Below are 11,972 nucleotides of genomic sequence, written 5' to 3' on the forward strand. Positions count from 1 at the left end.
CCGGGCGGTGGATACGCCGGTGACTGACGGACGGCCTGCTTCTCAGGGGTTCGGGAAAAAGCCACCGCCGGTCTTGCGGCCCAGACGGCCTTCGGCGACCAGCGTGCGCAGCAAGGCCGGGGGCGCGTAGATCGGGTCGCCGAACTCGGCGTGCAGGGCCCCGGCGACCGAGGCGATCACGTCCAGGCCGATCAGGTCGGTCAGTTCGAGCGGTCCCAGCGGGTGCGAGCAGCCGAGTCGCATCCCCCGGTCGATGTCGGCGGCCGAGGCGTGGCCGGTCTCCACCATCCGGATCGCGCCGAGCAGGTACGGGATCAGCAGCGCGTTGACCACGAAACCACCCCGGTCGGCGGACCGGATCGGCTGTTTGCCCAGCACCTCGACGGCGAAGGCCTCGGCTCCGGCGGTGACGTGCGGGGCGGTCTGGGCGGTGGGCACCACCTCGACCAGTGGCAGCACCTGCACCGGGTTGAAGAAGTGGGTGCCGATCACCCGCCACGGCTGTCCGGTGTACCCGGCGAGCTGGGTGATCCGGAACGAGGACGTGTTGGACGCCAGGATCGCGTCCGGGTCCTCGATCGCCGCGTCCAGGGCGGTGAAGACGTCACGCTTGAGTTTCTCGTCCTCAGGCACCGACTCGATGACCAGTTGCCGGTCGGCGAGCCCGGTCAGCGTGCCGGTGAACGAGACGGCGCCGAGGGCCCGCTCCCGGTCGTCGGCGCTGATCTTGCCGCGGGTCACCGCCCGGTCGAGGGACCGGCTGATCCGGTCGCGGCCCCGCGTCATCGAGTCGGCTGACGAGACCGCGACCCTCACGTCCAGGCCGGCCCGGGCGCAGAGTTCGGCGAGCCCGGCGCCCATGGTGCCGCAGCCGACGATGCCGACCCGGGTGATCGTCGAGTTCATCGCTGTCCCGTCCAGCGCAGCAGTGCGGCACCGAGGGACATGCCGCCGCCGAACCCGGCCAGCAGCACCAGGTCGCCGTCGTGCAGGTGCCCGTTGGTGGCGGCGTCGTCCAGGGCGAGGGCGGTGGACGCGCTGCCGGTGTTGCCGTAGCGTTCCAGGTTCCGGTGGGTGTGCGCGTGATCCAGCCCGGACCGGGTCACGAGTTCGCTGAGCATCACCCCGTTGGCCTGGTGCGGCACGAAGTGGCCGACGTCGGCGAGTTGGTGGCCGGCCCGTTCGACCAGGGTGCGCAGCGCGCCGGGCACGGTGTCCATGACGAAGTCCCGCACGCCCCGGCCGTCCATCCGGAACAGGTGGTCGCCGTTGTCGACGGTCTCGTGGGTGGTGGGGGTGCGGCTGCCGCCGGCGGTGACACTGATCAGGCCGTGGGCGTGACCGTGGCTGGACAGTTCCATGTCGAGGAAACCGCCGGTGGGCACCGGGCCGACGACTGCCGCGCCCGCGCCGTCGCCGAGCAGCACCACCGTCTTACGGTCGGTGACGTCCAGGATCCGGGAGTAGACGTCGGCGGCGACCACCAGCGCGTACGTGCCGGGGTCCTGGGCCACCAGCGCCCGGGCCAGGGCAAGGCCGTAGACGAAACCGCTGCACACGACGTTGATGTCGAGGCAGGCGGCGCCGGTCGTACCGAGGAGGTTCTGCACCAGGTAGGAGGTCGGCGGCTGCGGTGAGTCCGGGGTGGAGGTGGAGACGATGAGATAGCGGATCGCCGAGGCGTCCAGCCCGGCCCGGTCGAGGGCCTGGGCCGCGGCGTGCGCCGCCAGGTCGGAGGTGGCCTCGTCCGGGGCGGCGTACCGGCGGGCGGCGATCTGCGTCTTACGTTCGATCCACTCCGGCGTGACACCGGCCGGGCCGGCCACGTCCTCGCCGGTCACGATCTGTTTCGGGACGTACGCCCCGGTGGCCAGGATCCCGATCGCTGACACGAGTCACACCTTCGCTGTCGAGGAGTACCGGCGCCACCCGGTGAGCCGGTCGGCACCGATGCGGGCACGCGCCAGCGGATCGGTCACGCCGAGGCCTTCGGTGGGGGCGAGACAGAGCACACCGACCTTGCCGATGTGACCGTTGTTCTGGACCAGGCGCAGTGCCTCGCCGGTGTCCGCCATGGTGAAGACGTCGGTCAGGATCGGGACGAGGCCGCCCTGCCGGAACAGGCGTGCGGTGTCCCACTGCTCCTGCAGGTTGGCGATGTGGCTGCCGATCACCCGTTTCAGGTTCATCCACAGGTACCGGTTGTCGAACTGGTGGTGATAGCCGGTGCTGGAACCGCAGGTGACGACCGAGCCGCCGCGGCGGACCACGTGCACGGACGTACCGAAGGTGGCCCGGCCGACGTAGTCGAACGCGATGTGCGGGTCCTCGCCGAGTTCGGCCCGGATCCGGCGGCCGAGCCGTTTGCCGTACTCGACGGCCTCCGCCGGGGTGTCCGCGCCGTCGCCCATGCCCAGTTCGCGACGGTCGATGACCAGGTCACAGCCCTGTTCGCGGAGGATCGCCGCCTTGCGTTCGGAGCTGACCACACCGACCGCGACGCCGCCGCCGTTCTTGACCATCTGGACCGCGAAGCCGCCGAGACCACCGGTGGCGCCCCAGACCAGCACGATGTCGCCCTGTTTCATCCGGGCGCCGCGGTCGCTGATCAGCATCCGGTACGCGGTTCCCGCGCACAGCGTGACCGAGGCGGCCTCCTCCCAGGTCAGATGCGGCGGCTTCGGGACGAGCTGGCTGGCACGCACCACCGTGTAGTGGGCGAGCCCGCCGAAGTTGGTCTCGTAACCCCAGGCCCGGCCCTCGGTGCCCATCATGGCGTCGGCGTGCGAGCCGGGGTCCTGGTCGTCGACGTACGCGGGACTCACCATCACGTGATCGCCGACGTTCCAGTGCCGGACCCCGTCGCCGACGCGCACCACCACGCCGGCCGCGTCCGAACCGACCACCTGGTGCGGCAGGTCGTGACGGGCCGCGTAGCCGCCCTGCTTGGCGAACCGGCGCACCGCCGTGAACGTGGAGATCGGCTGGTACATCGCCGACCACACGGTGTTGTAGTTGACCGAACTGGCCATCACCGCGACCACGACCTCATCGGGTGCGAGCACCGGCATCGGAACCGGCCCGACGTGGGTGGTCCGCCGGACGTCCCGGTCGGCCTCCTCCGCACCGAACAGGGTGGCGTCCTGTTCCCGCAGGTGCACGGCGGTGAACGACTCCGGCAGAGGGATTCGGGCCAGCTCGTCCGGTGGCGCGCCGGCGAGTACCGCTGCGGCCAAGGTGTCCATGGGTGTCCTCGCGATCGTGGTGCGGTCAGCCGGTTGCCGTCCGGGCGATCCTGGCGCCCGGACGGCCCTGCTCCCACCCCAGCGGCACCCCTACGCGGGCACCGCGATCGCGGTGACGACCAGCCCGTTCGCGCAGATCCAGCGGCCGGTGAACCCGGCCGGGTCGCCCGCGCGACGGTCCAGCATGGTGGCGGCGAAGGTGCCGCCGGGATCCAGTTCGATCCGGGCCGCCTCGAAGCCGATGAACCGGCGGGTGAGCGGGAACCACGCCTTGTAGACGGATTCCTTGGCGCTGAACAGCAGCCGGTCCCACGGCACCCCGGAGTTCTCCACGGGCAGCTTCTCCTCCGGGAGCGCGATGGCGTTCAGGACACCGTCCGGCAGGGGGGCGGCGGGTTCGGCGTCCAGGCCGATGGTGAGCACGTCGGCGGCCCACGCCACCGCGCTGCCCCGGAAACCGTCGCAGTGGGTCATGCTGCCGACCACGCCGGCCGGCCAGCCCGGGGCGCCGCGGTCGCCGGGCAGGATCGGCACGGCCGCCGTCCCGAGCCGGGCGAGGGCGGTCCGCGCGCAGTGCCGCACGGTGGTGAACTCACGGCGCCGCTTACCGACGGCCCGCGCGATCACCGCCTCCTCGGCCGGGAACAGCACCAGACCGGGCGGGTCCGTGTACGTCTCCGCGGTGACGACCGTCGCCGGCAGCAACCCGGCCAGGATGCCCGCGTTCACAGCGGCACGTGCAGCAGGACGCCGGCGGCGGCCGCCACGGCCTTGTCGATCGCCGTGCCGGGGGCGCACGACCGGCGCAGGGCCGCTCGCAGGCGTGAGTCCAGGCGTGCCGCACCGGTGCGCCGGCCGTCGTCGACGAGTGCCGCCGACGCGGTCAGCCACGACCGGTTCGCCGGCACCCCGAGGAACCCGGCCAGCCGGGTGAGCTGGCCGCGGGTGTCGGCGATCAGGTTCTCGTAGGACAGCATCGTCCACCGGTCGGCGGGCAGGCGCAGCAGTTCGTCGGCGCCGTCGCGGGTCATCTCGGACCACAGTGCCCCGAACGCGGTGACCGGCACGTCCCGCGACATCAGTCCGGGCAGCTCCCGCGGGTCGGCGAGCATCCGGCCGATCTCGGACGGCAGCATCGGCATCTGGGCGGGCCCGAGCTGGTCCGGGCCGCGGACGCCGCTGAGCCGGGCGGCTTCCCGGCCGACCAGCATCAGCCGGAACCCGGCATGGCCGCTCATCGAGACCGCCGAGTCGGCGCCGTCGCGGGTCAGGTAGACGAAACGCGCGTCCGGGAACGCCGCCCGCAACTGCGGCAGCATGTTCAGCGAGCCGCCGGAGCGTTCCACCACGACCGGCCGGTCGCAGCGGGCGGACAGGAAGGAGAACAGGGCCCGGTACTGGTCGGCGACCGGCCGCGACGGCCATGCCGGCACTTCGGCGGCCAGCTCGTCGTAGAGCGTGTCCGGGTCGTCGGTGAGCATCGGCAAGGTCATGTGGCAGATCGCAGGAACGCCTTCGGCGGGATCGAAACGACCGCGGCCGTACGGGTAGATCAGCTCGGAGACCGTCAGTCCCTCGGTGACCATCAGGTCGACGGCGGGATCGGGGTCGCTGAGCATCCGCCAGAACTCGGCGCCGTCGGTCTCACCGCCGAACGGATGCCGGGACCGCACCGTGCTGAGCAGCTCACTGAGGCTGAGCACGTCGGGGTGCAGGCGCAGCATCCGGGAGAGCAGGGTGGAGCCGCACCGGCCGGTGCTGATGACGAAGGTCGGAGCCATCCGTGCTCCTCAGGAGACCACGGTCAGCAGCTGATCGCTGATCAGGTTGATCACCGCGCGCTGGTGCTGGGCCAGGAAGAAGTGCCCGCCGGGGAAGGTGCGCAGCTCGAAACCGCCGGTGGTGTGCTCACCCCACGCCTGCGCCTCGTCCCGGCTGACCTTCGGGTCGCTGTCACCGGTGAGGGCGACGATCGGGCAGGTCAACGGCGGGCTCGGCGACCAGCGGTAGGTCTCGGCGGCGTGGTAGTCGCTGCGGATCGCCGGCAGGATCATCCGCAGCAGTTCCGGGTCGCCGAGAACCCGCGCGTCGGTGCCGCTGAGGGTCTTCAGCTCGGCCACGATGCCGTCGTCGTCACTGCGGTGCACGGTCTCGTCCCGGTGCCGGGACGGCGCCCGGCGGCCGGAGGCGAACAGGGTGACCGGGGCGGTGCCCAGTGCGGTGCGCATCCGTTCGGCGACCTCGAAGGCCAGGGTGGCGCCCATGCTGTGCCCGAAGAACGCCAGCGGCTGGTCCATCAACGGGCGCAACGCGGCGAACGACGCGTCGGCCAGGGCGGCGATGCTGGTCAGCGGCTTCTCCAGGTGCCGGTCCTGACGGCCCGGGTATTGCAGCGCCACCACCTGCGCGGTGGACTGCATGGCGTCGGAGACCGGGTAGAAGAAGCTGGCCGAGCCGCCTGCGTGCGGGAAACAGACCAGGGTGGCCCGGCTGTTCGGCTCGTGGTGGAACCGGCGGATCCACAGGTTGTCGGCGGGGTTGGTCATCGGCTGGCCGCTTTCGGAGAGGTAGGACGGAGACCGGACAGCCAGGTGTCGACGGTCCGGGCGGTGGTGAGGGCATGCTCCTCCATCACGGAGAAGTGGTTGCCGGGAGTGTCGGCGACGCTGTGCGGCAGGGTCCACGAGGAACGCCAGTCGCCGTCGCGGGACCAGCCGAACATCGGTTCGGCCGCCCGTACCAGCAGGGTCGGTGCCTTGACCGGCACCGGCTGCCAGCCGTGGAAGAGACGGACGTAGCCGCCCATCGCGGTGAGCCGGGTGTCGTCCATCGGGACGTAACCGTCCTCCCGTTCGATCATTCCGGCGCTCAGCACCGGCTGGATACCGGCGAGCGCCTCCACGTCGTGAGAATAGATGTCGATCAGGACGAGCGCGTCGACGGTGACGCCGCGGCTCTCCAGTTCGGCGGCCACACCGTGCGCGAGCATCCCACCGGACGAGTGCCCGACCAGCACGATCGGCTGGTCGCCGGCGGTCGCGAGGGCCGCGTCGGCCTGGACGCCGATGACCGCGCCGACGGTGGCGGGCAGCAGTTCGCCCCGGCCGAACCCGGGTGCGGCGATCGCGGCCACCGTCCGGTGGCCGCGCAGCACCCCGGCGAACCGGACGTACTGGTGCGGGCCGGAGATCGCCAGGATCGACGGCAGGCAGATCAGCGCCGGGCCGTCGGCGCCGGTGGCGAGCCGGACCACCTCGACCGGGCGGGGCAGGTCGGCGCTACCGTGGAACGCCGGACGGAACGCCGCCGCCGACGTCAGCACCTGGAAGAACTCGCCGCTGCGCCCGGTCGCCGAGGCCTCCCGGAACATCACGCTCAACGTTCCGGCCGCCGCCGGCCCGGTCTGGCCCGGCCGGGCCAGCCGGTCGGTGAGGTGGCGGACCACGGCGTCCGGGGAGGGGTGGTCGAACAGCAGCGTGGTCGGCAGTTTCAGCCCGGTGGCACCGGCGAGCCGGTTACGCAACTCCACCGAGGTCAGCGAGTCGAACCCGGCTTCCAGGAACGGCCGGTCCGGATCGACGTCGCCGGTCCCGGTGTGGCCGAGGACCACCGCGGTCTGCCGGGCCACCAGTTCGGTGAGGGCGGCCCGCAGTGCGTCCGGGGGCAGGGTGGCGAGCCGTCGCTGGAAGGCGGCGAGTGCCCGCCGATCCGGTGCGCCGTCAGCCTTTTCGGCCGGGACCAGGCCGTCTTCGGCCGGAACAAGGCCGTCTTCGGCCGGGACCAGGCCGGTGAGGACCGCGGGCAGTGCTCCGGCGGACGCGGCGGCGTGCAGACCGGCCGGGTCGAGGGCCACCGGCACCACGACCGGTTCGCCGGAGGCCAGAGCGGCGTCGAACGCGGCGAGCCCCTGCGCCGCGGTGAGCGCGAGGATGCCGCCCTGGCGCATCCGCCGCCGGCCGGCCTCACCGAGTGAGCCGGCCATGCCGTCCTCCCACAGGCCCCACGCGAGCGAGGTCGCCGGCACTCCATCGGCGCGCAGGGCGACGGCGTAGGCGTCGAGGAACGCGTTGGCGGCGGCATAGTTGGCCTGCCCCGGGTTGCCGAGCGTGCCGGCGGCCGAGGAGTACAGGACAAACGCCGACAGCGGCTGGTCACGGGTGGCGTCGGCGAGCGCCCGGGCGGCGTCCACCTTGGCGCCGAAAACCCGGCTCAGGCGTTCCGGGGTGAGGTCGGCCAGCAGCGCGTCGTCGAGGACACCGGCAGCGTGCACCACAGCGGTGATCCGCTCCCCGCGCAGAGCCCCCGCCACCGCCTCCGCATCGCCGACATCACAGGACAACGACCTGACGACCACCTCGGGTACGTCCACCGAACGCCCCGACCGGGACAGCAACAACAGGTCACGCACCCCGTACTCGCGAGCCAGGTGCCGGACGAGTAGCCCACCGAGCGTGCCGCTGGCGCCGGTGACCACCACCGTGCCGTCCCCGAGGTCACCGCGCACGCTGGCCGGGCGCAGCCGGGTCAGGAGCGGTACGAGGGCCATCCCGTCCCGGATCAGTGCCTGCGGCAGCGCGCTGGTCACGTTCTCCGGCCCGTCGATCAGGTGCAGCCGGTCCGGGTACTCGGCCTGTGCCGACCGGACCAGCCCCCACAACGCGGCACCGTCGGCGTCGGTGACCCGCTCCCCCACGGCCCCGTCGGTGCGGACCACCAGGCGGGAGCCGGCCCAGGACGGTGCCACCAGCCAGGACTGCAAGATCTCCAACAACGCGGCGGTACGATCACCGGCGGTCCCCGGCCCGGAGGCGTCCACGAGCAGCGTCCCCACCGGAGCCGGCAGCCCCGCACCCAGCGGAACAACCGCATCAGGCACACCGATCACCGTCTCCTGAGGCGTCCAGATGATCTGGTGCAGCAGACGATCCACCACACTGCCGCCATCCGGACCGACCGAGCCGTCATGGCCAACCCAGCTGTCCTGGCCGACCGATCCGAGCGGACCGACCGAGCCGGACAGTCCGCCCGGGTTGGCCGGGGCAGCCGGGGCCGGGCGCAGGGTGAGCCGGTCGATGCGGGCGACCGGCAGACCGGTGCCATCGGCCAGATCGATGCTCACCGCGTCGGGCCCGGCCGGCGTCAGCCGAGCCCGAAGGGTGTCGCCGGCCGGGCCGAACCGGTGCACCCCCGCGAACACGAACGGCAGCCGCAGCCCTTCACCGAGCAGCACCTGAGCCGGTCCGATGGCATGCAGAACCGCGTCTGCCAGCGCCGGATGCAGCCGGTATCCGTCGTCCGGAGCCTCGATGCGCACCTCGGCGAACACGTCGTCGTCCCGCCGCCACAGCCGTCGCAGGCCTCGGAATGCCGGTCCATAGCCGAGACCAACGGCGGCAAAGGTGTCGTAGAGCCCGTCCAGCGGCAGTTCCCGGGCCCCTGCAGGCGGCCAAGTGACCAGGTCAGCGTCGACTTCGTCGGGTTCGTTCCCGGAGAGAACACCTTGCGCGTGCAGTGTCCAGGGCGCGTCGTCGGCGATCCGGGAGTAGATGGCGACCGGGCGACTGCCGTCGCCGTCGGACGGAGAGTCGATGGTGACCAGGTCGTCGGCATCGGTCGGAGAGTGGATGGTGACCGGGTGGCTGTCGGCGGCGGCGGGCCTGGAGCGGATGGTGGCCTGGCTGTCGTCGTCCTCGGTCACCGTGACTCGGATCGAGGCTGTGCCCGTTGCGGGCAGGGTGAGCGGCGCGTGGAGGACCAGTTCGTCCAAGGTCGGGACGCCGGCCTGTTCCCCGGCGGCCAGAGCCAGTTCGGTCAGTGCGGTGCCGGGCAGCATGAGGCGGCCCTGCACGGTGTGCTCGGTGAGCCATGGTTGGGCGGCGGGATCGAGGGTTCCGGTGAGGATCAGGGTCCCGGTGTCCGGGACGGCGACCGCGGCACCCAGCAGCGGATGTCCGATCGGGTCCAGGCCGAGACCGGCGGCGTCGACGCGGGCGCGTGGACGCGGGCGGGGCCAGAGTCGGCGGTGGGTGAACGGGTAGGTGGGCAGGTCCGCGTGCCCGGTACCGCCGGTGATCGCCTGCCAGTCGACATCCTGGCCGCTGGTGAACAGGGTCGCCACCGCGGTGAGCAGGGTCTCCGGTTCGTCACGGTCCCGGCGCAGCGCGGCGACCGCGGTCGTGTCCGGGAGAAGGTGGTGCAGCAGAGCGGTGAGAATCCCATCCGGTCCGACCTCGATGAATCGGGCGGCGTTCAGCCTGGTCACGGCTTCGGCGAAGCGGACCGGCTCGCGGACCTGCCGCACCCAATACGACGGATCCATCCAGTCACCCGTTGAATCAACAGTTGACACATACGACAGGCGCGGCTCATGGAACGTCAATGTTGATACGACCGCATGGAAGTCAGTCAACATCGGATCCATCAATCTTGAATGGAACGCGTGACTGGTACGCAGCCGGGTCGTCTTCCACTCGGCCGCCATGACTTCCGAAATATCGGATTCCTGCCCGGACACCACCACCGCTCGGGAACCGTTCACCGCGGCGATGTCGATATCCGGGAACGCCGACCGCACCTCGGCCTCGGACGCCAGCACCGACACCATCACCCCACCGGGCGGCAACGCCTGCATCAGACGAGCACGAGCAGACACCAGCGTCGCCGCGTCCTCCAGCGACAGCACTCCGGCCGCGTGAGCGGCGGCGATCTCACCGGTCGAATGACCCACCACCACGTCGGGGACGACACCCCAGGAACGCAGCAACGCCAGGAGGGCCACTTCCAGGGAGAAGATCGCCGGTTGTGCGTAACCCGTGTCGTCGATGTCGCCGGACAGATCCAGCAGCGCGGCCACTTCGTCATGTGCGGCCCGATAGACCGGGAACGCCTCGTAGAGCCCTCGGCCCATGTCCAGGCGCTGGGCGCCCTGGCCGGTGAAGACAACAGCGAGCCGTCCGGGCTGCCCGGCGACGCCCCGGACGGTGCCGCCCGCGGCGAGGTCCGTGGCCAGGCGGGACCAGGTTCGGCCGAGAGCCACCGCGCGGTGCGGCAGGCGGGCCCGTCCGGCCAGCGTCCGCGCCACCTCAGGCCGGACCAGTTCAGGCCAGGCGGCCAGTCGGCTGAGCTGGATGTCCAGAGCGGTCTCATCCGCAGCCGTGATCACGAGCGCGACGACCGCCGCGTCAGCGACGAATTCGGGAACGGATTTGGCTTCGGCGCGCTCACCCGGTTCCAGGGCGGGTCCAACGCTGCCACGCGCGACAGATTCCAAGGCCGGTCCGGCCTCGCCGGGTTCCGGAGTGGACGGGGACGGGGACGGGGACGGGGACGGGGACGGGGACGGGGACGGGGACGGGGACGGGGACGGGGACGGGGACGGGGATGCCTCGAGGATTATGTGGGCGTTGGTGCCGCTGATGCCGAAGGAGGACACGGCTGCTCGGCGGGGGCGGTCGGCTAGGGGCCAGTCGCGGGCCTCCGTGAGGAGTTCCACCGCGCCGGCTGACCAGTCGACCTGCGTCGACGGGGCGTCGACGTGCAGTGTTGCCGGGAGAACGCCGTGCCGCATGGCCTGGACCATCTTGATGATTCCCGCGACACCGGCGGCGGCCTGAGTGTGACCGAGGTTCGACTTCACCGAACCCAACCACAACGGGTCACCGGAACGGTCCTGACCGTACGTAGCCAGCAGAGCCTGCGCCTCGATCGGGTCGCCCAGGGACGTGCCGGTGCCGTGTGCCTCAACGACGTCGACGTCGGACGGTTCGAGGCGGGCCGTAGCCAGGGCCTGGCGGATGACGCGCTGCTGGGAGGGGCCGTTCGGGGCGGTGAGGCCGTTGGAGGCGCCGTCGGAGTTGACCGCGCTCCCGCGTACCACCGCAAGGATCTGGTGACCTTGACGTTGGGCATCGGACAGGCGCTCGACCAGCAGCATTCCGGCGCCCTCGCCCCAGCCGGTGCCGTCGGCGCCGTCGGCGAACGACTTGCAGCGGCCGTCGACGGCCAGGCCGCGCTGCCGGGAGAAGCCGATGAACGTGTTCGGGGTGGCCATCACCGTCACCCCACCGGCCAGGGCCAGGTCGCATTCCCGGTTGCGCAGCGCCTGCACGGCCAGGTGCAGTGCGACCAGCGACGACGAACAGGCGGTGTCAACGGTGACGGTCGGGCCTTCGAGGCCGAAGGTGTAGGCGATCCGGCCGGAGGCGATGCTGCCGCCGGTGCCCATGAAACCTTCGGCGGCGTCCGCCGATTCGCCCACGACCAGGGCGTAGTCGTTGTACATGACTCCGGCGAACACCCCGGTCCGGGAGCCGCGCTGTCCTTGCGGGTCGAGTCCGGCGCGTTCAAACGCCTCCCAGGTGACTTCCAGCAGCAGCCGGTGCTGCGGGTCCATGGCCAGCGCCTCGCGGGGCGAGATGCCGAACAGTCCCGGGTCGAAGTCGGCGGCGCCGGACAGGAAGGCACCGTCGCGGGAGTACGTCGTACCAGGGTGATCGGGGTCGGGGTGGTAAAGGTTGTCGATGTCCCAGCCACGGTCCTCCGGGAACGTGCCGACCGCGTCCCGGCCCGCCGACACCAGATCCCAGAGGTCCTCGGGTGAGCCGACCCCACCGGGGAACCGGCAGGCCATCGCGACGATCGCGATCGGCTCGGCAGCCGCCTGTTCAGCGCTCCGCAGCCGTTCCCGGGTGTCGTGGAGTTCGGTGGTGACCCGCTTGAGGAAGTACC

6 protein-coding genes and 1 pseudogene are annotated in these 11,972 nt (G+C 71.6%); all 7 read right to left on the reverse strand.

Annotated features, from left to right (window positions below):
- Positions 1–42: 42 nt before the first annotated feature.
- On the reverse strand, positions 43–906 hold the full coding sequence (locus tag BLU81_RS13460) for a 3-hydroxybutyryl-CoA dehydrogenase (RefSeq protein WP_092544795.1): 864 nt from the start codon (positions 904–906) through the stop codon (positions 43–45).
- A complete protein-coding gene (locus BLU81_RS13465; protein WP_092544797.1) occupies positions 903–1,892 on the reverse strand; it encodes a 3-oxoacyl-ACP synthase III family protein in 990 nt (329 codons plus the stop codon). The genes BLU81_RS13460 and BLU81_RS13465 overlap by 4 nt, the downstream gene beginning before the upstream one ends.
- Positions 1,893–1,895: 3 nt before the next feature.
- Entirely contained in the window at positions 1,896–3,245 is a 1,350-nt protein-coding gene (ccrA, locus tag BLU81_RS13470) for a crotonyl-CoA carboxylase/reductase (RefSeq protein WP_092544799.1), read from the reverse strand.
- A gap of 90 nt (positions 3,246–3,335) precedes the next feature.
- Positions 3,336–3,974, reverse strand: coding sequence for a 4'-phosphopantetheinyl transferase family protein (locus BLU81_RS13475; RefSeq protein ID WP_231954491.1), 639 nt, complete (start codon positions 3,972–3,974; stop codon positions 3,336–3,338).
- Positions 3,971–5,026: a sulfotransferase family protein gene (locus BLU81_RS13480; protein ID WP_092544801.1), complete on the reverse strand. Its 1,056-nt coding sequence runs from the start codon at positions 5,024–5,026 to the stop codon at positions 3,971–3,973. The genes BLU81_RS13475 and BLU81_RS13480 overlap by 4 nt, the downstream gene beginning before the upstream one ends.
- Before the next feature lie 9 nt (positions 5,027–5,035).
- Positions 5,036–5,791 (reverse strand): thioesterase II family protein, encoded by a 756-nt coding sequence (locus BLU81_RS13485; protein WP_092544803.1) that lies wholly within the window; start codon positions 5,789–5,791, stop codon positions 5,036–5,038.
- Positions 5,788–11,955, reverse strand: a pseudogene (locus BLU81_RS13490) (type I polyketide synthase); the annotation flags it as partial. The gene BLU81_RS13485 and the pseudogene BLU81_RS13490, both read right to left, overlap by 4 nt.
- Positions 11,956–11,972 lie beyond the last annotated feature (17 nt).

It is taken from the genome of Actinoplanes derwentensis, from assembly GCF_900104725.1.
GTDB lineage: Bacteria > Actinomycetota > Actinomycetes > Mycobacteriales > Micromonosporaceae > Actinoplanes > Actinoplanes derwentensis.

Excerpts from the sequence above, each read along its gene's own strand:
- BLU81_RS13460 (WP_092544795.1), bottom strand. The coding sequence starts at position 906 with ATGAACTCGACGATCACCCGGGTCGGCATCGTCGGCTGCGGCACCATG.
- ccrA (WP_092544799.1), bottom strand. The coding sequence starts at position 3,245 with ATGGACACCTTGGCCGCAGCGGTACTCGCCGGCGCGCCACCGGACGAG.
- BLU81_RS13480 (WP_092544801.1), bottom strand. The coding sequence starts at position 5,026 with ATGGCTCCGACCTTCGTCATCAGCACCGGCCGGTGCGGCTCCACCCTG.
- BLU81_RS13485 (WP_092544803.1), bottom strand. The coding sequence starts at position 5,791 with ATGACCAACCCCGCCGACAACCTGTGGATCCGCCGGTTCCACCACGAG.